Here is a 21,548-nt window from a genome sequence, read left to right as displayed (position 1 = left end):
CCCGCAAGCGGGAGAGCGAGAGATCTCATCCAAACACGTACGACGCCATCGCGACGTTCGCGACCTCGTCGACGAAGACACGCTTGCCGACATCGTCGCCGGCGGCACCTGCCGCAACCATCAGCGGCAGCAGATGATCCTCGCGCGGATGGGCAAGACGCGCACTCGGCGCATTCTCCCAGTCGACCAGCATGGCGTTGCGACGCGCCGGGTCCAGATTGGCGATGGCCTCGTTCAGATAGGCCTCGAAATCGTAGGAGACCGGCTTTGACTCCGCGCGGCCAAAGCCGCGCATGTTGTGATAGGTCAGCCCGCTGCCGACGATCAGAATGCCGTCGTCCCGGAGCGAGGCGATCGCCTGCCCGACCTTAATGTGCTCGGCCGCGTCATAGCTCGACTTCAGCGACAGCAGCACGATCGGCATGTCGGCGTTCGGGTACATCAGGCCGAGCGGCACGAAGGTGCCGTGATCAAAGCCCTGATTGGGATCTTCCCGGCAATCGAGGCCCGCATGCTCGAGCAGCGCCCTCACCTCTGCAGCGAGTTCGGGCTGGCCCGGCGCGGGATATTTGATGTGGTAGGTATGCTCGGGGAAACCGTAATAATCGTACACCATCGGCGGATGCGCCGAGGTCGACACCGTAAAGGCCTCGGCCTCCCAATGACCGGTGATGACGAGCACCGCCTTCGGCTTTGCGGGCAGAAGCTGCGGCAGCCTTCCGAACTCCGCGGCGGTCTTGGCATATTGCACCCGCCTGTCCTCCATGAACGGCCAGGGGCCACCGCCGTGGGACAGGAAGAGGGTCGGAAATCGCGTCATTTGTGGCGGCTCGTCTCGTTGACATGTTGCGCGTGTATCTGCCCCCGCGCTCGGCGGCGAGCATAGGCAAACCGGTATGGTTAGCAAGTCGTTAACGATTTGCCGCCCACAATCCGGCCGTGGCCGAAGGAATGGGCCAGAAGACACGCGAGACAGTTGAGATGAAGAAGTTTGCGCTGGGGGATGTCGTCAACAGTGACAAGGGCCGCCGCGGCGTCGTTCGCGCCGCCTACCGCTCGAAGGAAGGCCAGCAGTTCTACGCCGTCGAGAAGGACGGCGCGATGGACTATCTGGAAGAAGACCGGCTGACGCCGGCGCCCCGCGTCGAGCTCGCCGCCTAAGCCCAGCTCATTTCTCGCTCTCACGCGCAAGCCGGTCCAGCCGCTCCGCCGAGGGGTCGTCGCCGCTCGCGATGCGGTCATTCGCAATCAGCAGCAAATGGTCGCGATCCGCGGCTGCATCCCAATGCGGCAGCTCCGCGCCATTGGGATCGCCGCTCCTGGCGAAATTGATCCAGTAGGCCCGGATGCGGCTTGCGACCTCGCGATCACGCCGCGAGAATATGCCGGCGCCCGGTACCCCCTCCGCGCCGAAGATGAATTGCAGCTCGCGCCCGTGGCCTTCGTCGGGATTACTGCGCCCGGCTTCCGGCACATAGGCAAAGCGGTAGCGGAAGGTCGGCGCGCCGGTCGCGGCATGAAGCCGGGCGAGCAGTCGCGCCGGTTCGGCGAAAACCTTGTCGGTGTAGAACCTCGCCACAACGTCCGGCGGTTTGGCAGCGTTCGGATAGAGCTCGCGCAGCGCGTCCGCGCTCTCGCCCGCGGATGACAACGCCTCCTTGACCTCGAGCTCGCTGTCGAAGCGGGTCTCGTCGTCGTTCGAGCCGATGATCAGGGGAATGCGGCTCTCATGTCCTGACGCAAATCCGACGGCGATGTCTTCCGTCACCAGGTTTCCATCGATTGCCGGCGCAAAACTGCGCGGCGCTTTCTCCAGCAGGCGCTGTTCGGCCGCAAGCAGACGCGCCGGCGCGGCAGCCCGCAAATCCGCGGCCTGCCCGAGCGCGGCGACAAGCTGCCGGCCCACGGCCTCGGCCTGCTGCGACGACGGCAGGAGCGCGCGGCCGGGCACCGATTGCAGGATGGCTTTCTGGAAGAGATCGCGCGATTGGGTGCACAGCATCAGCAGCGCGATCGATGTCGCGCCGGCACCGTTGCCGAACAGCGTGACGTTGTTCGCATCGCCGCCGAAGGCCGCGATGTTGTCGTGCACCCAACGCAGCGCCGTGATCTGGTCCATCAGGCCGAAATTGCCGGAGCCGCCGCCGTCCGACAGCGCGGGATGGGTGAACCAGCCGAACGCGCCGAGACGATAGTTCACGGTCACCACGATGAGGCCGGCCTGCGCAATCCTCGAGCCGTCGAACAGCGGATCGTTGGCGGTGCCCGTGACGAAGCCGCCGCCGTGGATGAACACCATCACCGGCAGCGGCCCGTCGATGCCGAAGGGGCGAAACACGTTCAGCGTGAGGCAATCCTCACGCGCCGCGGGCATCGACGGCTGCAGACATGGCGCGCCATAATCGTAGGCCGTGCTCATCTCCGAACTCTCCGGCAAAGCCTGCGGCGGTCGCCAGCGCAGCGGACCGACCGGCGGGGCTGCATAGGCGAGGCCCTTGAAGGAGGCCACCTCGCCTGCGACGGCCCCGAGCATCTGGCCTTCGCGCGTCAACGCAAATGGAAATTGTCCGACCGGTTGGGCCATGGCCGCGCCGGTGCAGAGCAATGCAAGGGCCGCAATGAGCGCAAGCAGGAATCGCATCTTCCGGGAATCTCGATGCGCGAAAATGTTCCCCGGCAGGTTACGTCGGCGGCCCGGAGCGAGGCAAGCGCTGCGACCCGCTTCTACTAGCCCTTGGCAATGATCTCCGCGAGCGCACGTCGCGCGATGATGCCGAGCTCACCGAGGGTTGAATGGCCGGACCGCGCCGCCTCGATCAGGCGTTCGGCGATGAACCTGCGGCTGTCGTGATCGCCGCCATGCGGCAATTGACGGCACGTCTCCTCCAGGACGACGTCCATGTTGGCTTTGGTTCGCTCACTCAACTCTGTCATTGACGTCCGGGCGGTCGCTACGCGTGGCTAGTAATCGCAAGCATACACAGACGGATTGTCCATGATTAGTCCGGGCAATCACGGCCATGGTGCATCGCGATGCGTGCATTGAAAGAACCCTTCGCGCCGCCACGATGAGGCCGCAAATGGCTACCGGGGATTGCATCTGTTCTGATGACAAGCCGAATCTGCAGGGCTAGCCTGCCGGCAAAACAAGAAAGACGGGAGGAATACCATGCCTGACGCAATGGTCGCCGCGCGCGAGTCCAAGCCGGCTGACGGAACCGTCCGACAAGTCGATGTTGCGGTGGTCGGCGCTGGATTTGCCGGGCTCTATCTTCTCCACCGTCTTCGCAAGGCGGGCCTTTCGGCCGTCGGTCTCGACGAAGCCGGCGATGTCGGCGGCACCTGGTACTGGAACCGCTATCCCGGCGCGCGCTGCGACATCCAGACCATCGACTACAGCTACACGTTCGATCCGGAACTCGACAAGGCCTGGACCTGGTCGGAGAAATACGCGACCCAGCCGGAGATCCTGCGCTATCTCGGCTTCGTCGCCGATCGCTATGATCTGCGCCGCGACATCCGCTTCAAGACCAAGGTCACTGAAGCCAAATGGGACGAGCAAGCCGAGCGCTGGCAGCTGACCACCAACAACGGCGCGCCGGTCTCCTGCCGCCATTACATCATGGCCACCGGCTGCCTCTCCGCGCCGAAGCCGCCGGAAATCGACGGCGTCAAGGATTTCAAGGGCGACATCTATTTCACCGGGCGCTGGCCGCATGACGGCGTCGATCTCGCGGGAAAGCGCGTCGCCGTGATCGGCACGGGCTCATCAGGCATCCAGTCGATTCCGCTGATCGCCGAGCAGGCCGCGCATCTCACCGTGTTCCAGCGCACGCCGAATTTCGCGCTACCCGCGCATAACGGCCCCTCGCCGGCCGATCGCAGGGATCTGTTCCAGAGCGACCGCGCGGCCTATCGCGAGCAGGCCCGGCAGTCGATGGCCGGCGTGCCCTATCCGCAGCAAACCGCCATGAGCTGGGAGCTCAGCGATGCCGAGCGTCGCGAGCGCTTCGAACGCGCCTGGGCGGCCGGCGACCTCGTCCACATCCTGAGCCAGCTCTGGGCCGACCAGGCCGTCGATGTCGACGGCAACAAGATCGTCCAGGACCTGATCCGCGAAAAGATCTCGGCGGCCGTGAAGGACCCGGAGACGGCGGCGGCGCTGATGCCGCACGATCATCCGTTCGGCGCCAAGCGGCCCTGCCTCGAGACCAATTATTACGCGACCTTCAACCGGCCTGATGTCACGCTGGTCAATCTGCGCCAGGAGCCGATCAAGGCGATCACGGCAAGTGGCATCTCGACGAGCGGCCGCAGCTTCGATGTCGACGTCATCGTGTTCGCGACCGGCTTCGACGCCATGACCGGTGCGATCCGCGCCGTGCATCCGATCACGGGCCGTGGCGGCAAGTCGCTGACGGATGTCTGGGCACAGGGGCCGCAGAGCTATCTCGGGCTCACCGTCGAAGGCTTCCCGAACTTCTTCATGATCACCGGACCCGGCAGCCCGTCGGTGCTGTCGAACATGGCGGTCTCGATCGAGCAGCATGTCGACTGGGTCGTCGATCGCCTCGCCGCGCTCCGCGATGCCGGTTTCACCACGATCGAGCCGACCGAGACGGCGCAGGCCGGCTGGAACAGGCACATGGCCGACTGCGCGATGCTGACGCTGCACCGGCTCGCCAACACCTGGTACACGGGCGCCAACGTGCCCGGCAAGGTGCAGGGCCTGATGCCCTATACCGGCGGCGTCGGCCCCTATCGCAGCATCTGCGACGAGGTCACGAGACGCGGCATGCTCGGCTTCAAGCTGTCAGGCCCCAACGTCGCCGCGCAATGCAATGACGGCGAGGTGGTGCGGCTTCAGCCTGACGTCCGCCTGGTGCTGAACCTGCTGACCTCGCTGAACCTGCCGCCGATCGAGTCGATGGGCGCGATCGGCGCCCGCGCCTTTGTCAATGAGTTCAACAAGGGCCGGCCGGCGGGACGGCCGATCGGCGACATCGTCGACGGCACTTTACCCGGCGCCGACGGCCCGCTGCCTTATCGCCTCTACAAGCCGGCGGCGCCGGGCCCGCATCAAATCGTGGTCTATTTCCACGGCGGCGGCTGGGTGCTCGGCGACGAGCAATCGGACGAGCCGTTCTGCCGCGACATGGTGCGGCGGACAGGCATGGCCTTCCTCAGCGTCGGCTATCGCCATGCACCGGAGCATCGCTTCCCCACAGCGGCCGAGGACGGCTATGCGGCGACGCGCTGGATATCGGAGCATCTGGCCGAGCTCGGCGGCATCTCCGGTCCGGTACTGGTTGCGGGGTGGAGCGCCGGCGGCAACATCGCCGCCGTCACCTGCCAGCTCGCGCGCGACCGCGGCGGGCCCAACATATCGGGCCAGCTGCTGGTATGCCCGGTGACCGACTGCAGCTTCGACCGGCCCTCCTATCACGACAATGCGACCGGCTACTTCCTGACGCGGTCGCTAATGTACTGGTTCTGGGACCTCTACTGCTCGCCTGCCGACCGCACCGATCCGCGCGTCTCGCCGCTGCGCGGCAACGTCGCCGGCCTGCCGCCGGCTTTCGTCGTCACCTGCGAGTTCGATCCGTTGCGCGATGAGGGCATCGCCTATGCCGAGGCGATGGCGGCCGCCGGCGTCCCGGTCGAGCAGCTCAAAGCGCATGGCCATTTCCACTCGTCCTTCCCAATGGTCGACGTGGTGATCACTGGCGTCCAGGGCCGGGTGCAGATGGCTGGAGCCTTGCGCCGCTTCGCCGGGCTTCCGCCGGAGGCCAAAAGCGGCGACCAGACCAGCCAAGGCCACGTGGACCCGGGACGCAACATCGCAGCGGCTGCGAGTTAGGCGGCCGACGGCCGGGAACTTTTGCCCTGACGTCGCGTTGTTTCGGCGTGGCTTTGAGATGCAGCGATTGGCGTGGGCCCCGGCATGCAGACCTTGCATGCTGGGGCTGTTTTTGCGTGAGGCGGGGACGATGGGGGATGGATCTGCTACGGAATCAAAGGTCGATTTCAGCGCGCGGGCAGTGCTGCAGAAATGGCCCTCACTCGGCAATCAGCGCCGGCCGGACCGCACGCCCTATCAGGTGAGCGAAGGCACGCTCGACGCATGCATCTCGGCTTTCATGCAGAAGCCTGCGCCATCCAGGCATCTCTATGAGATCCGCACGGCGGCGCAGCCACCGCTGGTCACGGACATTCTCTCGCCCGAGCACGTCATCGAACTGTCGCGGCTGCGGGACTATCTCTGACCGCAGGCGAACACCGCCGTCGACCAGCGACAAACGTCTTATGCGCCTGCTCTCATCTGGCCAGGAACCTTCTTCCGGTTTTTCCCGTTAACCGGATCGGAAGCCGAGAAACCAGGCCAAGACGTGAGTATCTCCGATGCTTGAAGCTGGCGTGCCATCCGCAGTCGTGCCCTACGGCGCAGACCAGACCATGTTCGTGGTGATCGATCGCCTCGACGAGACCACTGAAATCGGTGTCGAACGAAACGATCTCGATGCAGCGATCAGCGAACTCGTCGCGGGCTGCTTCAAGGATCCCGTCAAGGTGATCTCGTTCAACACGCTCGAGCACTGGATGAAGGACATCTCGACCGATGTCGCCGACGAGATCCAGGCGCGGTGCGATATCGATGGCGTGACGCTGCCGGACTATCTCAGCGATTTCGTCGAAAGCCACAGCTGAGCTCTTCGCAATACCCGAACCAAATCGCAGGCAAAAAAAAGCGCCGCTTCCGCGGCGCTTTTCGTGTGTCGACATCACAATCCTAGTGGTGCCAGAATATCGCCAGCAGCAGGATGATCGGCAGCGGTACGCCAAGCAGCCAGAGCAAAGCACCTCGTCCAAAGCCCATGATTTCCTCCTCCATGGTCATGCAGACATGACGTCGGAGACGGGAGGAAGTTCCGTAGCCGGCGGTGAGGACGAATGCGTTCAGAGCATGGATCGCGGGAGTTATAGCCTCAGCCGCGCCGCCGGCCGGCGATGACCTCGATCTCGCGGCGGCGGTCGCCGGCGAAAGTCAGGAGCTTTTCGATCGTCGGCGAATCCGTGATCCGCTTGGCAAGTCGCTCGGCGCGCGCGGCCTGATCTTCGAGATACTGGATCGTGTTCAAGCGCCGTCTCCCCCAAAGCCCCGAATTGCCGGACACGCATCGTGCGGGAGAGCGACTAACAGCGGGTTAAGCAAGGTCCGGATCATGCTCTATTGCACCACGTCGAGCCGGACATTGGCGAGGCCCTTGTCGACCATGCCGAGCGCCTCGGCCGCGGACGGCGAGATGTCGACCACGCGTCCGCGAACAAACGGTCCGCGATCGTTGACCCTGACGGTGACGAAGCGGCCCGAGGAGACATCGGTGACGCGCAGCCTGGTGCCGAACGGCAGCGTCGGATGAGCCGCGGTCATCTCGTTCTTGTCGAACCTCTCGCCGCTTGCGGTCTCGGTATCCGAATAAAAACTGGCGAGACCGTGCGAAGCGGTGGGCTTGGCGTCCGCGGTCTCATCGTGGACACGCACCCGGCTGACCGGATGCGGATGCAGCGCTGCGAGACGGTGCGGATGCTCGATCGCCGCCTGTCTGCTGGTCGTGGGAAGGTCGGCCTTCTGGCGGGCAACCGGTGATTGCGCGCATGCGGCGAGCGATGCGGCACCCAGTATCGCGAGCAGCAAGCGGCTCGACATGGCCATCGAAATCGGGGTCGTTTCGGCACGTGCAAAGCGAGACATATTGCGCCCTCCGAACACGCCCAAGTTTCGGCGGGCAATGAGGGCAGAACCTTGTCTGAAGAAAAGCAGGCCTGAGGCCAGGGCTGTTTCGCGCCAGCTGTGATGAATTCACCACAGTCACATGTCCTGTTTAGACACAGAATCGCGCAAGATCAGCCCGATACGACGCGCCAATTGGCAGGGCGCGCCTCCGGCCGCGCCTCGCCGGTCTCGGCCTCGCGCCCGATCAGCCGCATCAGTTCGCGCCGATAGAGCAGCCGCCAACCCGTTTTCAGGGCGGTGAGAAAGTCGAGCTCCCGTTGCGTCAGCATGCACATCATGGACCCGGTCAGCTTTGCGGGGGCCGCGCCGGAGTCCCGGGGCTCACGGCCTGCTATCTCTGGTAGTGTTACGTAGCGTAACGCTAGCGCCCGGCATGCGCAAGCTGCGATTGATCGCAACCGCGTATCAGCAACACACAGACACACGCTGGCGCCTGGACATTGGGCCCGCGCGCGACTTTCGTGATCGTTCCACTGCTGACGCCGCTACGCCATTCCACCGAGCCGGGCGTTACGGTCATTCGCGCCTCGGCCAGAGCCGCGATCATTCTTTGTTCACTCCCCTCGCCTTCTTCGCCTTGGCCACCTGATCGGCCAGCTCACGCAGTTGCTGCTGGTCGAGCATCGCATTGTCCACCATGCCGACGAGCACTTCTCCCAGCGAGCCATTGCAGAACCAGTCGACGATGCGTTGCACCGCCTTGGCTGCGACACGAGCCCGCTCCTCCGTGGCGTGGTAGACATAGGTGCGTCCATCAACCGTATGGCGAGCATAGCCCTTTTCTTCGAGCCGGCGCAGCACCGTTCGCACCGTCGATTCCTTTAGACGGCGTGACAGCCGCTCGCGCACGATTTCGGCCGTGACCGGCCCATGGGCCCATACTATCTGCATGACCTCGTGCTCAAGGTCGCCCAAGTCGCGCAAACGATCGTGCATGGGGGCTTACCTGATTGAATTTCTTGTAACGCTACCGAGCGTCGCACATCAGGTCAGGGCAGACAATTGCGATTCCGGCTGAGATGGTGGTCGTGGGACTGACCTAACGAGCCGCTTTACGGCCGCGACGGCAGTGCGCTCCCTCTCCCGCTTGCGGGAGAGGGTTGGGGAGAGGGTGTCTCCGCAGTGGGACTCCCCAAGAGGATAAAGCCCTCACCCGGCGCGCGGGACGATGCTTCGCACCGCCCTGAAAGCGCCGACCTCTCGCGCAAGCGGGAGAGGCGACCGGGCCAGCCGCCAGACCGAGTCAATCAAAAGTCATCAGGCCTCAGTACTTCGGCTCGTACATCTGCGATTGGATCAGGCCCTTCACATCGTTAGGCGCGGGTCCGTCGGCGAGCCCGCGCTGAAAAACGACGTCCGCGACGGCAACCGCAATGCGGGCCGAGACTTCCCGGATGCGCGGCAGCGCCGGATAGAGGCTGCCTTGATCCAGGTCCTCCTTGCCGACGCAATTCGCAAGCGTATGGGCGGCCGCCATGAACATCTCGTCGGTCACGAGCCGCGAGCGGCTGGCGATAACGCCGAGGCCGACGCCGGGGAAGATGTAGGAGTTGTTGCCCTGGCGCGGCACGAAGGTGCGGCCGTTGAGCTTGACCGGATCATAGGGACTGCCGCAGGCAAACAGCGCACGCCCCTCCGTGTAGCGGTAGGCATCCTCCGCCGAGCACTCCGCCTTCGAGGTCGGATTCGACAGTGCGAACACGATCGGCTGCGCGTTGAGCTCGGCCATCGCCTTCAGCACATCAGGGGTGAAGGCGCCGCCAACCGCGGCGACGCCGATGATCGCCGTCGGCTTCAGCGTCTTGATTGCGGTGAGGAAGTCGGCGATCGGCGCCTGGTCGCTATGGGCATAACGGAGCTTGTGGCCGGAGAGGCCGGCACGGCCGCTGACGAGGAGGCCGCGGGAATCCACCAGCCAGTTGCGCCGCAGCGCCTCCGCTTCGGTTGCGCCCTCCGCCATCATGGCGGAGACCACCAGATCGGCAATGCCGGTCGCCGCCTCGCCCGCCCCGAGGAACAGGATACGCTGATCGCGGAGCTTGCCGCCACTCACCTTCAGCGCCGAGAACAGGCCGGCGAGCGCGACTGCCGCGGTGCCCTGGATGTCGTCGTTGAAGACGCAGGCTTCATCCCGGTATTTGTGCAGCAGCTTGAACGCGGAATGATTGGCGAAATCCTCGAATTGGATCAGCACGCCCGGAAAGGTTTTTTGCGCGGCTGTCATGAACTCGTCGACGAAGCTGTCGTAGGCTTCGCCGGTGAGCCGCCGCTCGCGCAGGCCGAGATAATAGGGATCGTTGAGCAGCTCTTCGTTGTTGGTGCCGACATCGAGCACAACAGGCAGGCATTGCTCGGGATGCACGCCTGCGCAGGCCGAATAGAGCGAGAGCTTTCCGACCGGAATGCCCATGCCGTTGGCGCCGAGATCGCCGAGGCCGAGGATGCGCTCGCCATCGGTAACCACGATCAGCTTGGCTGGATAGGGCCAGTTCTTCAGGATCTCGGCGATCTGGCCGCGATCGCGCGAGCAGATGAACATCCCACGCGGCCGTTGGAAGATCAGGCCGTATTTCTGGCAGGCAAGCCCGACCGTCGGCGTGTAGATGATCGGCTGGATCTCGTCGATGTTGTCGACGACCACGCGGAAGAACAGCGATTCGTTGCGGTCATGCAGCGCATTCAGCGCGACGTATTTTTCCAGATCGGTCGGCAGCGTGCGCAGATTGGTCAGCACCCGCTCCGCCTGCGTCTCCATCGTCAGCACGCACGGCGGCAGCAGGCCGCGCAGACCGAGCGTGGCGCGCTCCGCCTCGGTGAAGGCGGTGCCCTTGTTGAGCAAGGGATCGCGCAGCAGCGTCATGCCTTGCATGGATTCGGATGATGTCGGTTGGGCGCTGACCCGAGCAGGTCTATTCACGAAATCCCCCAGGGAGTTTCTTATTGAAGGGCGAACATTGTCGGCCAGTGCTCAAGCGAGATCAAGGACCGACCGAGGCGTGCATCGATTGTGATCTCGCACCGCAGCGAGATTTCCCTGATAATCCGCAGGTGCGCACGACGCAAAGGTTAACGCGACAGCACGGCGTGATATCCGCAGCCTTCCCGGCCGGCCTGGTCGAACATGATGTCGATCTGGCCTGCCAGGAGATCGATCATGGGGCCCGCCGCCGCGAAAGCGCGAAGGCAAGCCGGAAATCATCCCGCGGCCCGCCGCGGCGTCAGGTTCGTGGCCATTTCGGCCGGCGACGCGACGTGCATCAGAATGGTCTGTGTGGCCGAAGCCACCTCGATGCCGTGCTGCTGGAAACGCTGCTTCATTCGGCGGTTGAACTCGCGCTGGACGGGCCAGCGCCCCGCCTCGGTGCAGCGGATCTGTCCGACGATCGACACCATCGCGCCGTCGACCTTGTCGATGCCCCAGAGCTCGAGGTCGCCGCGGATCAGCGGGCGGAAGTCCGGCTCGCGGCGCATCTCCTCGACGATGTCCTTGAGGATCTGGCCGGCGCGGTCGGTGTCCTCCTTGTAGGCGACGTTGACACTGACCGAGGCATTGCCGGCGCCACGGCTGGCATTGGTGATGGTCGTCACCGCGCTGAACGGCACGATGTGCACGGCGCCGTCGCCGGCGCGCAGGCGAATGGTCCGGATCGAGACGTTCTCGACCACGCCCGATAGCCCCGACACGCTGACGGTGTCGCCGACCTGGACCGTGTTCTCCAGCAGCAGGAACAGGCCGGTGATGAGATCCTGCACCAGCTTCTGCGAGCCGAACCCGATGGCAATGCCGACGATGCCGGCGCCTGCGAGCAGCGGCGCGACATTGACGCCGATTTCGCTCAGCGCCGTCAGGCCGACGACGGTGGCGATCAGGCACAGCAGCGCCGTGCGCAACATCGGCTGGAAGGTGCGCAGTCGCGCCGCACGGGCATAATGTCCATCGCGCGACAGCGTATTGATCTGCCGGTCCAGCAGCGCATTGCTGGCCTCCCAGATCGCCGCCGCGATGGCGACGGCGATGCCGATCGTCGCCACCGCCGAAATCAGCCGGCTACCGATCTGGCCGCCATAGAACCAGACGATGGCATCGACGCCCCACACCTCGAGCACGGCAACGAAGCCCATGAAGGCGATCACGCCGGAGACGATCTTGCGCAACAGCGGCAGATAGCGGTTGGCGCGGATCTCGAGCCCCGGAAACCGCTGGAGTATCTCAGGCTGGATGCGAAAACCGCGGTCGATCAGGCTCAGCGTCACCATGATGGCGACTCGCGTGATCAGCACCACCGCGACGGTGCCGACGAAATATTGCAGCAGCAGCGAATAGCCATTGCGGATGTTCAGCGCCCAGACCGCCCACAGCGCCAGGTCGAGCGCGATGGCGAGATAATGCCAGCCGCCGGCGATGCGATTGCGCAGGCGCGCCGCGATCCCCTGCCGGTCCGCCGGCGCACGGATGGCATCGGCGACCTGGCGGCGGCATTGCAGGATGATGACCACCACGAACAGATGAACGACCAGCATCACCATGCGGATGAGCGCGGCGTAGCCGGCGCGATGCAGGCCGAGCAGCAGCGCCACATTGGCAAAGGCGATACCCGACACTGCGACGCCGACGATGCGACGCGCCCAGATCTCGATATAGGCCGCGGTCTCCGCGCGCGCCGGAAACAGACCGAACGGCCCGGCCAGCGCGCGGACGAGGCAGATGAGCCCGCGCGAAAACGCGTAGGCGTTGACGACGGCGAGGATCACAAGGCGCACGGTGGCAGGCTCGCCGATCTCCGTTCCGAGCAGTGCGGTCGCAAGGCTCACGAAAACGACCACGGGGAGCAATTCCAGCACCAATCGTCCCATCACGAAGGGCAGCCGCAGCAACACCTGCCAGACACGCGCGAGACTGTGCCGGCGCTTGTGCAGATCGGGTTCGGGTGTGACATCGGCGATCGATGAGGGTGGATCGGCAATGGGCAGCGGCTGCGCCGGCAGGGGCGCGGTCTGCGGCACACGTGCTTCGAGGAAGACGACTGACCGCCGGATCAGGCGGACACCGACCCATTCGGCCGCAAGCGCGCCACTGAACACCAGCGCCAGCTTCCAGGCGATTTCGATCAGGAGATTATAGGCATCAGGATCATTGGCAGTCCGCACGATCCAGTAATAGAAAGCCCAGAAATGCGTGAGCGTCCGCGCCATATCGGCGACATCGCGCGAGATCTCGCCAATCTCTTCGGACACCGTGAGCAGAAGCTGCGCGCCGAGACCGTCGGCCGACAGCGGGATCGGTGATTTCGACTCCGGCGCCGCTGCCTGCTGTTGGCCCGATGCATTGGCGATCGCGCGCAACGTATCGATCATTTGCGCGCGCTTCTTGTCGTCCTGGAGCGTGTCCAGCGCCCGCCTGGCCTCGTCGGGCGACAGCGCAGCCGCGCCGCTAGCGACCGGAGCAGGCGGCTCTGCGCGGGTTGAAGACAGCGATGCGATGGAGACAAAGAAGGCAACGAAAATCGCCGAGGCAAGCTTCTGCGACACGCGGATTCCCCAGGTGAATGAAACGCGCCGGGCGGAATCGTGACCGCGCGAAGCACTGCGTCATGTCGGAACGGCGCTATTCGCCTCCGCCGTGTGTCGGAAGTAGGTCAAGGAGACGACAATGTCTTGGCATTTGCTGCGTTGCAGGGAGCCCCAAACGCACAGCGCCGGGCAGGTAGGGGCTCTGCCTTACTGATGCAGCCCTCTAAACCTGTACCCGGCGTGCCGTTCGCGGTTTCCGCCGCTATGCGATAGTCCGAACGAGCTCCATCGCACTTAACGCGGCTGGATTTGCGGAGGTGGCGTCATAGACCTCCCCTTGCTCATGAGATGGACTTTACGCGTCGCTTGTGTGCGACCACCGACATGCTCCTCCCGTGACATAAAACTGTCAAGCGGGATTGGGGGCGCTCAGGATCACTTTTGCGGGCCTGTTCCGCGAACGGACTGACCGAGTGAAAGAGCGGAATAAATCCCTCTTCGCAGCGTTTGTGTGAGAGGCATATCCGCCGCATTGCCCATCCCTTTTCAGAAAGCCAGAGATGAAATCAATATCTTGCATCGCCGTGCTCGCAGCCCTCGTCACCGGCTCCGCGTTCGCGCAGACCCCGCCGCAGACTTCCACTAAGAAAGTCGACGGCACCGACAACGTCTACATCTTCCGCTATGGCGGCCATCAGTCGATGTTCGTGGTAACGCCGAAGGGCGTGATCGCGACCGATCCGATCTCTTACTTGCGTCCGGCAAAGCCGTATATCGATGCGATCAAGGCCGTCACCGACAAGCCGATCAAATACGTCATCTACAGCCACCACCATTACGATCACATCGCCGGCGGCCAGCCGTTCAAGGACCTTGGCGCAACCTTCATCGCGCATCGCCGCACCAGGGAGCGGCTGCTCGAACTGAAGAAGCAGAACGCGCTGCTGGCCGACATCGTGATGCCGGACCAGGTGGTCGACGATAAGAAGACTCTCACGCTCGGCGGCACCACGCTGGAGCTCGACTATGTCGGCCGCAATCATTCCGACAATTCGCTGGTGATGCGGCTGCCGAAGGAGAAACTCGTCTTCGTGGTCGACTTCGCGCCGATCGAAACCGTCCAGTTCCGCAACATTCCCGACAACGCCTCGCCGCTTGAATTCATCGCCTCGCTGAAGAAACTGGCCTCGCTCGACTGGGAACGCATGATCCCCGGCCATCCCTATGCCGGCGGCCGGCTCGGCACCAAGAAGGATGTCGAGGACGACATCGCCTACATGGAGGATCTCTCCGCCGAGGTGAAGAAAGCGGCCGATGCCGGCAAATGCATCGACACCGCGATGAAGGAGGTGAAGCTGCCGAAATACGAGAAGTGGGCCAACTACGAGGCGAGCCTGCCCGCCAATGTCGAGCGCTTCTGCTATTGGTGGGGCCGGGGGTATTGATAGCGCCGAGCTCGTAGCCTGGGCAAAGGCGCGCGTTGGCGCCGCGCCCTACTGTGCATGGGGTTGTTTTCGCACTTTTCGCTTCGTCCGCTTCTTAGCCCCCTTCTCCTCCTGCTCCAGCGCCTTGCGCACGTTCTCGAATTCGGCCAGCGAGGCCTTGTCGGCGCGGGGAAAGCGCAGATCGAGCTTTTCGAGCTCCGCTACGATGACCGAGCCGATCACGACGCGGGCGAACCATTTGTGGTCGGCGGGGACGACATACCAGGGCGCATGGGGCGTCGCGGTGTGGCGCACGATATCCTGATAGACGGCCTGGTAGCGCGGCCAAAGCGCGCGCTCCTTGATGTCGTCCATCGAGAATTTCCACTGCTTGGCCGGCTCCTCCAGCCGGTCGAGGAAGCGCTCGCGCTGCTCTTGCTTGGAGACGTTGAGGAAGAATTTCAGCACCAGGGTGCCGTTGCGACAGAGATAGCGTTCCCAGGCGCAGATGTCCTCGAACCGCTCCGTCCAGATGTTCTTGATGACGAGCCTCGAGGGCAGCTTCTCATTGGCGAGGATCTCAGGGTGAACGCGCGTCACCAGACATTCCTCGTAATGGGAGCGGTTGAAGATGCCGATATGGCCGCGCTCGGGCAGCGCCACGACGTGACGCCAGAGGAAATCGTGGTCGAGCTCATTCTTGCTCGGCTGCTTGAAAGCTGTGACCTCACAACCCTGTGGGTTGATGCCCTCGAAGATCGCCTTGATGGCGGAATCTTTGCCGCCTGCGTCCATGGCCTGGAGCACGATCAGCACCGACCAGCGATCCTGCGCATAGAGCTTCTCCTGAAACGCGATCAGCCGCTTCTTGTTGGCATCCAGAATCTCCTGCCCCTGCTCCTTGTCCAGATCGCCCTTCTCGTCGGTCTTGTAGTCCTTCAGGTGGAACTTGCCAGACCCGTCATGCCGGAATGGCGTGATGTAGCGATCAAGTTCCTGGGCGAGCGATTTGGACGGCTTTTTGCTCATGAGCGCGGGGCACCTTGCGTTGCGGCTTCAATCGGTCGAGCACGCTACCAAGGATGCCCTTCGGAAGGAATATGATGAAAAGCACCAGCAGCACGCCATAGACGAGGTTGTCCCAGCCCACCGCCTTGGTGCCGAAGCCGATGCGCAAGGTTTCCGCGAGCAGGATGGTGATGACGGCTCCGATCGTCGGACCGAGCGAGACGAACAGGCCGCCGACGATCGCCGCGAACACCATCTGGAGCGACACCGCGATGCCGGAGACGGTGTCGGGCGTGATGAACATCTGGTACTGGCAATAGACGGCCCCCGCCAGCGCCGTCATCACAGCGCTGATCAGCGTGATCTTGAGTTTCTCCGCGGTGACATTGACACCGGCGGCCGCCGCGGCATCCTCGTCCTCCGAGATCGCCTCGAGCGCATAGCGGCTCATGCTGCGGTCGATCACATGCCAGACGATGATGCCGCTGAACCACACCGCAAGCGCGACCAGATACCAGCTGGTCTTGTCGTCGAATTGCAACGCCAGGAGCTTGTTGCCGGAGGCGCGGTTCGGCGTGTAGCCGAGCGAGCCGCCGGTATAGTCGCGCGTCGCCGTGATGACCTGGAGCACGATGCCTGACAATGCGAGCGTCACCAGCACGAAATAGTGCCCGGTGATGCGGAAGCGGAAACAGGGATAGCCGATGATGAGCGCCAGCACGCCGGCCGCGATCATGCTGACGGGAATTCCGACCCAGGGCGACCAGCCCAGATGATTCCACAACAGCGCGGTGACATAGGCGCCGATTCCCATGAAGCCGCCATGGCCGAGCGAGACCAGACCGAACCGCCCCATCATCGACCACGACGTATAGGCGAACGACCAGATCAGGATCAGCACCAGAATGTGCAGGTGGTAGGGATCGCGGTAGAGAAAGGGCAGCGCGACCAGAGCGATCAGTCCTGCCCCCCACGCGACGAGCCGGCCCGTCATCGGCGCCTCGCGAGCAGGCCCGCGGGCCGGATGAACATCATCACGATGAAGAAGGCGAAGGCGAGCGCGTAACCCCATTCCAGATCGGAAAACAGGCCGCCGAGCGAGATGATCTCGGCGAATACGAAGGCGGCGATGAAGCCGCCGATGAAATTGCCCAAGCCTCCGAGCACGCAGATCAGGAAGGTGATCGGCCCAAAGGACAGGCCGACGAAGGGGTGCACGTCATATTGCAGCACCAGCAGACAGGCGGCGAGCCCGGCCAGCCCGCCGCCGATCGCGGAGGTGATGAGATAGATGCGCCTGGTGTCGACGCCCATCAGCGCCATGATCTCCCGGTCCTGCGAGATGGCGCGGATCGCGGTGCCGGTGAAGGTGCGCGTCATGAACAGATAGACCGCGACCATGCCGACCAGCGCCGCCAGGAACGACAGAAGGCGTGCGTAGCTGAAATTCATGTCGCCGAAAGCAAGCACCGGCAGGCGGATGCCGAGATTACGGAAGTCGATACCGAAGGCAACGGTGGCAAAGCTTTGCAGCACGAACAGCACACCGCCGGTGGCGAGCAGCTGGTTGATCGGCGGCGCGGTGAGCAGCGGCGCGATCACGAGGTAGTGCAGCAATGCGCCGAGGATCGCGACCAGCAGGATGGTCAGCGGCGCGGCGATGAAATAGCTGATGCCGTAATACTGGACCAGGAAATACATGGCGTACATCCCGATCATCACGAGTTCGGCGTAGCAGATCCAGGTCACGTCGATGACGCCGAAGATCAGGTTCAGCCCGAGTGCGAGCAGCGCCAGTACGCCCCCGAGCAGGATGCCGTTGATGACCGCCTCCAGCAGGTAGATGTCGAAAATGTCCAGGAACGCCTGCATAACTCCCTCATACCCCGAGATACGCTTCCTTGACCGTGCTGCTTGCCAGCATCTCGGCGGAGGTGCCCGAGGCGCGGATCGTGCCGGCCTCGATCAGATAGGCCCGGTCGACCACGCGCAGCACCTGCTGCACATTCTGCTCGACGATCAGCACCGTCAGCCCGCTGGCGCGGATTCGCTTCACAAGCTCGAACACCTGCTGCACCACGACGGGTGCCAGCCCCGCCGAGGGCTCGTCGAGCAGCAGGAGCCTTGGGTTCGACATCAGCGCGCGGCCGATCGCGCACATCTGCTGCTCGCCGCCGGACATGGTGCCGGCCATCTGGTGGCGGCGCTCCTTCAGACGTGGAAACAGGTCGAACACGACCTCGAGCCGCTCGGCATAATGGGCGCGAGCCTCCTTCATGAAGGCGCCCATCTTCAGATTGTCGTCGACCGAGAGCCGCGCAAACAGGCGCCGGTTCTCGGGCACATGCGCGATGCCAAGACTGACGATCTTGTGCGGCGGCGTCGCCAGAACATCGACATCCTCCAAGGCGATCAATCCGCGCGACGGACGGATCAAGCCGGAGACAACGCGCATCAAGGTGGTCTTGCCGGCGCCGTTCGGGCCGATGACGCCCACGGCCTCGCCGGTCTTGACGTCGAGATCGACGTCGAACAGCGCCTCGAAGGTGCCATAGCCGGCGCTGACGCCGCGAAGCTCCAGCATCATTGGCCTCCCGCGCGACGGCGCGCTTCGGCGGCTGCGGCCTGCGTCGTCTCGGCATCGGTGCCGAGATAGACTTCGATGACGCGCGGATCGCCCGCGACCGCGCTCGGCAGGCCTTCCGAGATCTTCTCGCCGTGGTCGAGCACCATGACGCGGTCGACGACCCGCATCAGCACGCCCATGATGTGCTCGACCCAGATGATGGTGATGCCGAGCTCGTCGCGGATGTTACGCAGCATGTCGGCCGCTTGCCCCATCTCGGCCTCGTCGAGACCGCCGAGGCTCTCGTCCGCAAGCAACAGTTTCGGCCCGGTCGCGAGCGCTTTCGCAAGTTCGAGCTTCTTCAATCCGGCTGCGCCCAGGCCGTCGACGCTGGCATGACGATCGGTCGGCAATCCCACCAGCGCGAGCGCTCGCTCAGCCCCTTCCTCGGCCTTGACGCGGCTATGCCGGCCCTGGCCGTAAAATGCGGCGAGCGCGACGTTCTCGAAGATGGAGAGGCGGCGAAACGGCCGCGGAATCTGGAAGGTGCGGCCGATGCCGCGGTTGATGATCCGGTGCGGTGCCAGCCCCGCGATCTCCGAACCGTCGAACCGGATCGATCCTGAGCTTGGCGCCAGCGTGCCCGAGAGCATGTTGAAGATCGTGCTCTTGCCCGAGCCGTTGGGGCCGATCAGGCCGAGGATTTCACCCCGATCGACCTTGAACGACACGTTGTTGACGGCGATGAAGCCGCCAAACCGCTTCACTAGCCCGCTGACCTCCAGCACCGCCGCGCTCCGCTAGCTCGCTCCCTGCAGTTTTTTGTTTTGCTTATCGCCCATCACATGGGCTGGACCGCGCGATGTCAAGCCTCGCGCTTCAGCGCGGGGCGAACTGCTGCGCGATGAAAGCCGTGACAAATCGCGGCATGGTCGGCGTCACGTCATCCATCCCGCGCACGAGATGGATGGCCGAGAGCTCCGGCTCGTCCTGTCGCGCCAGATTGGCCTCGATGCGCGCGCGAACCGCCTCGCCCGGCATATCCAGGTTGAGGATCCGGATCATTGCAAGTGCTCTGCCGGTGACGACGCAGTGCCAGTCCGCCTCCGCCGAATAATCGGAGGGGCCAAGGCCGGTCTCCTCCTCGATCTCGCGGAAGACGCTGCCGGGAATGTCGAGCCTGCCGTCCCTGACGTCGTCGAGATCGGGCGTCCCCGACGCAAAGTAAATGCGCCCAGGATTGGCGGTATGGTGAGCCATCTCGCCCATCACGAAGGCGCCGTCGGACGTGCGCAGCGCCCCCATGCCGAACCCGTTGAAGACAGCCGTATCGGGGAAGCCCCAATCGCGCCAGGCAAGGAAGCTCGCGAAGTCAGTCTCGAAATAGGTCGCGGCGAGATGACCCTCGGCGAAGACGGGATCACGGCCAAGCAGGACTCGGCCATTCCAGAGTTTCGGCCGCTCGCGCTGCTGCTCGGCGAAATGCGCCTCGATCTCGGCGCGCCGCTCCTCGGCGAACGGCCAGACGACAGGACGTACGGCAAGATCAAGTGTCGTGACACGATGAATGGTCGATGAGGTCATGACGCTGCTTACCGCAAGATCGCGTCAGCTATTTGGCACTTCCCGTGGTCTTCTTGGCCTGGTCGACGAACTTGTTGGTAAAGGTCTTGCTCACGTCGATCTTGGCATTGGCCACCTCGGGCGAACCAACGCTGAACACCGCGAGCACGGCATCGGCGCCCTTCGGATCCATCTTGCCGGTCTCGGAGAACATCGGGATCGTGTTCTTCAGCGCCGCGAGATAGAGATCCTTGTTCTTGCCGACCATCTCGTCCGGCATCTTGGCCATGATCTCTTCGGCCGAATGCGCGTGGATCCAGGCAATCGTGGCCAGCATCGCATTGGTCAGCGCCTGCGTTTCCTTGTCATGCCCCGCAATCCACGCCGCGGTCGAGTACAGCGCACCGCCCGGGTATTCGCCGCCAAACGTCTCGAGCGTGTCCTTTTGCGTACGGGTATCGCTGAGAATGCGCAGATCCTTGTGGCTGCCCTGGAGCACCGTGACGGAAGGATCGAGCATCACCGCCGCGTCGATCTGCCCCTGCTCCATCGCAGCCACCGCGGTGGCGCCGAGGCCAACGCCGATCACGGCAGTGCCCGCGGGATCAAGCCCGTTCTTCTTCAGGAGATATTTCAGGAAGAAGTCGGTGGAGGAGCCGGGTGCGCTGACGCCGACTTTCTTGCCGGCGAGGTCCTTGACCGACTTGATGTCGCCCGTGTGCGAGGGCGCGACCACCAGCACGAGCCCGGGATAGCGGTCATAGACCACGAAGGCCTGCAGCTCCTGCTTCTTGGCAGCGAGGTTCACGCAATGGTCGAAATAGCCGGAAACCACATCGGCGCTGCCGCCGAGCACGGCCTTGAGCGCGTCCGAGCCGCCCTTGAGATCGACCAGATCGACATTGAGCCCGGCCTTCTCGTATTCGCCGAGTTGCTTGGCCAGCACCGTCGGCAGATAGCAGAGGCAGGCGCCGCCACCGACCGCGATGGTCACCTTGCTTTGCGCTGCAGCAAGAGAGGTGGTGAGCGTCAGCGCGAGCAGCGCGCCGGCGAGCCTGGCAATCGTGTTCTTCATTGGTTTCCTCCGTTCGGCTGGCGGCACCATAGAGCAGCGGGACTGGCTTGAGAAGGACCGCTAAGTGCACTGGCCATCAGCCTTTTGGCGCAATAGCATGCGCCCACGACAACAATTTCTGATGGGGAGAATCGTCCATGAATCGCTTCACTGCCGGGCTGTCGATCACTGCCGCCTTCGTCGCCGGATGCGGCGCAACGCATTTGCTGCGGCCGGCGCTCGCCGCGGAAAGCATCACCGCGCAGATCATCCATACCGGCGAGATGGAGGGCGATGCGCTCGGTCCTGCCAACAAGGTCGGCTATCGCTCCAAGACCTTCATGACCGCCGACGGCGCCACCGTCTCGATCCAGGTCGGCAACGTGCCGAAGCACCTGCATCCCAACACCAACGAGATCCAGTATATCCTGGACGGGACCGGAACGATCTGGCTCGGCGACAAGGAAGTGACGGTGAAGCCGGGCGACCTCGTCATCATCCCGAAAGGCACGGCGCATGGCGGCACCAAGCCGATCAGCGGCCAGGTCAAGGCGATCGCGATCAAGACGCCGCCGCAGGCCCCCGACGACGTCAAGCTGCTGGATTGAGGGTTCGCGACGGGGCTCG

At 64.0% G+C, this 21,548-nt stretch carries 22 protein-coding genes; 6 read left to right on the top strand and 16 right to left on the bottom strand.

Annotation, left to right across the window (positions count from 1 at the left end; genetic code table 11):
- Positions 1-25: 25 nt before the first annotated feature.
- The gene (locus BM222_RS11635) at positions 26-820 is read right to left on the bottom strand and encodes a DODA-type extradiol aromatic ring-opening family dioxygenase (RefSeq protein ID WP_092228397.1); all 795 of its coding nucleotides are present in this window, start codon (positions 818-820) and stop codon (positions 26-28) included.
- A gap of 161 nt (positions 821-981) precedes the next feature.
- Here BM222_RS11635 and BM222_RS11630 point away from each other — a divergent pair, with 161 nt between their 5' ends.
- Complete coding sequence (locus BM222_RS11630; protein WP_092228438.1) at positions 982-1,161, top strand: hypothetical protein; 180 nt, start codon at positions 982-984, stop codon at positions 1,159-1,161.
- A 7-nt stretch (positions 1,162-1,168) separates the two neighbouring features.
- Here BM222_RS11630 and BM222_RS11625 read toward each other — a convergent pair whose 3' ends face one another.
- Complete coding sequence (locus tag BM222_RS11625; RefSeq protein ID WP_092228396.1) at positions 1,169-2,641, bottom strand: carboxylesterase/lipase family protein; 1,473 nt, start codon at positions 2,639-2,641, stop codon at positions 1,169-1,171.
- 86 nt (positions 2,642-2,727) lie between these two features.
- Positions 2,728-2,934, bottom strand: coding sequence for a hypothetical protein (locus tag BM222_RS11620; RefSeq protein ID WP_092228395.1), 207 nt, complete (start codon positions 2,932-2,934; stop codon positions 2,728-2,730).
- A 235-nt stretch (positions 2,935-3,169) separates the two neighbouring features.
- Between BM222_RS11620 and BM222_RS11615 the strand changes: the two genes are divergently transcribed.
- From BM222_RS11615 to BM222_RS11605, 3 genes are all read left to right on the top strand, one after another.
- Positions 3,170-5,860 (top strand): flavin-containing monooxygenase, encoded by a 2,691-nt coding sequence (locus tag BM222_RS11615; protein ID WP_092228394.1) that lies wholly within the window; start codon positions 3,170-3,172, stop codon positions 5,858-5,860.
- Between the two features lie 130 nt (positions 5,861-5,990).
- Positions 5,991-6,266, top strand: a complete 276-nt coding sequence (locus BM222_RS11610; RefSeq protein ID WP_092228437.1) for a hypothetical protein — start codon at positions 5,991-5,993, stop codon at positions 6,264-6,266.
- Between the two features lie 136 nt (positions 6,267-6,402).
- Positions 6,403-6,708, top strand: a complete 306-nt coding sequence (locus BM222_RS11605) for a hypothetical protein (protein ID WP_092228393.1) — start codon at positions 6,403-6,405, stop codon at positions 6,706-6,708.
- A 278-nt stretch (positions 6,709-6,986) separates the two neighbouring features.
- Here the strand turns inward: BM222_RS11605 and BM222_RS41000 are convergent, their stop codons facing one another.
- The 6 genes from BM222_RS41000 to BM222_RS11585 all read right to left on the bottom strand — a co-directional run bounded on the left by BM222_RS41000 (position 6,987) and on the right by BM222_RS11585 (position 13,324).
- Positions 6,987-7,139 carry a hypothetical protein gene (locus tag BM222_RS41000; protein WP_177243157.1) on the bottom strand — a complete coding sequence of 51 codons (153 nt, stop codon included), beginning with the start codon at positions 7,137-7,139 and terminating at the stop codon, positions 6,987-6,989.
- Positions 7,140-7,228: 89 nt separating this feature from the next.
- Positions 7,229-7,753 (bottom strand): septal ring lytic transglycosylase RlpA family protein, encoded by a 525-nt coding sequence (locus BM222_RS11600; RefSeq protein ID WP_092228392.1) that lies wholly within the window; start codon positions 7,751-7,753, stop codon positions 7,229-7,231.
- Positions 7,754-7,905: 152 nt separating this feature from the next.
- Positions 7,906-8,064 (bottom strand): hypothetical protein, encoded by a 159-nt coding sequence (locus BM222_RS40995; protein ID WP_177243137.1) that lies wholly within the window; start codon positions 8,062-8,064, stop codon positions 7,906-7,908.
- A 274-nt stretch (positions 8,065-8,338) separates the two neighbouring features.
- The gene (locus BM222_RS11595; RefSeq protein ID WP_092228391.1) at positions 8,339-8,731 is read right to left on the bottom strand and encodes a BlaI/MecI/CopY family transcriptional regulator; all 393 of its coding nucleotides are present in this window, start codon (positions 8,729-8,731) and stop codon (positions 8,339-8,341) included.
- Positions 8,732-9,059: 328 nt separating this feature from the next.
- The gene (locus BM222_RS11590; protein WP_283810231.1) at positions 9,060-10,712 is read right to left on the bottom strand and encodes an NAD-dependent malic enzyme; all 1,653 of its coding nucleotides are present in this window, start codon (positions 10,710-10,712) and stop codon (positions 9,060-9,062) included.
- A gap of 278 nt (positions 10,713-10,990) precedes the next feature.
- Entirely contained in the window at positions 10,991-13,324 is a 2,334-nt protein-coding gene (locus tag BM222_RS11585) for a mechanosensitive ion channel domain-containing protein (RefSeq protein ID WP_092228389.1), read from the bottom strand.
- A 542-nt stretch (positions 13,325-13,866) separates the two neighbouring features.
- Here BM222_RS11585 and BM222_RS11580 point away from each other — a divergent pair.
- Positions 13,867-14,751, top strand: a complete 885-nt coding sequence (locus tag BM222_RS11580) for an MBL fold metallo-hydrolase (protein ID WP_092228388.1) — start codon at positions 13,867-13,869, stop codon at positions 14,749-14,751.
- A gap of 48 nt (positions 14,752-14,799) precedes the next feature.
- Here the strand turns inward: BM222_RS11580 and BM222_RS11575 are convergent, their stop codons facing one another.
- From BM222_RS11575 to BM222_RS11545, 7 genes are all read right to left on the bottom strand, one after another.
- Positions 14,800-15,759: a polyphosphate kinase 2 family protein gene (locus tag BM222_RS11575; RefSeq protein ID WP_092228387.1), complete on the bottom strand. Its 960-nt coding sequence runs from the start codon at positions 15,757-15,759 to the stop codon at positions 14,800-14,802.
- Positions 15,719-16,732, bottom strand: a complete 1,014-nt coding sequence (locus BM222_RS11570; protein ID WP_092228386.1) for a branched-chain amino acid ABC transporter permease — start codon at positions 16,730-16,732, stop codon at positions 15,719-15,721. The genes BM222_RS11575 and BM222_RS11570 overlap by 41 nt, the downstream gene beginning before the upstream one ends.
- A complete protein-coding gene (locus tag BM222_RS11565; protein ID WP_092228385.1) occupies positions 16,729-17,610 on the bottom strand; it encodes a branched-chain amino acid ABC transporter permease in 882 nt (293 codons plus the stop codon). The genes BM222_RS11570 and BM222_RS11565 overlap by 4 nt, the downstream gene beginning before the upstream one ends.
- Positions 17,611-17,617: 7 nt before the next feature.
- Positions 17,618-18,322 (bottom strand): ABC transporter ATP-binding protein, encoded by a 705-nt coding sequence (locus tag BM222_RS11560; protein WP_092228436.1) that lies wholly within the window; start codon positions 18,320-18,322, stop codon positions 17,618-17,620.
- Complete coding sequence (locus tag BM222_RS11555) at positions 18,322-19,092, bottom strand: ABC transporter ATP-binding protein (RefSeq protein ID WP_092228384.1); 771 nt, start codon at positions 19,090-19,092, stop codon at positions 18,322-18,324. The genes BM222_RS11560 and BM222_RS11555 overlap by 1 nt, the downstream gene beginning before the upstream one ends.
- Positions 19,093-19,183: 91 nt before the next feature.
- The gene (locus tag BM222_RS11550; protein WP_092228383.1) at positions 19,184-19,888 is read right to left on the bottom strand and encodes a hypothetical protein; all 705 of its coding nucleotides are present in this window, start codon (positions 19,886-19,888) and stop codon (positions 19,184-19,186) included.
- A 28-nt stretch (positions 19,889-19,916) separates the two neighbouring features.
- Positions 19,917-20,942 carry an ABC transporter substrate-binding protein gene (locus tag BM222_RS11545; RefSeq protein ID WP_177243156.1) on the bottom strand — a complete coding sequence of 342 codons (1,026 nt, stop codon included), beginning with the start codon at positions 20,940-20,942 and terminating at the stop codon, positions 19,917-19,919.
- 137 nt (positions 20,943-21,079) lie between these two features.
- Between BM222_RS11545 and BM222_RS11540 the strand changes: the two genes are divergently transcribed.
- On the top strand, positions 21,080-21,529 hold the full coding sequence (locus BM222_RS11540) for a cupin domain-containing protein (RefSeq protein WP_092228381.1): 450 nt from the start codon (positions 21,080-21,082) through the stop codon (positions 21,527-21,529).
- Positions 21,530-21,548 lie beyond the last annotated feature (19 nt).

Origin of the sequence: Bradyrhizobium sp. Gha (genome assembly GCF_900113735.1) — a bacterium.
In the GTDB taxonomy this organism is placed as follows: domain Bacteria; phylum Pseudomonadota; class Alphaproteobacteria; order Rhizobiales; family Xanthobacteraceae; genus Bradyrhizobium.
Note: the sequence above shows the minus strand (reverse complement) of the source record. Positions and strands in the feature narration are given on the sequence as shown.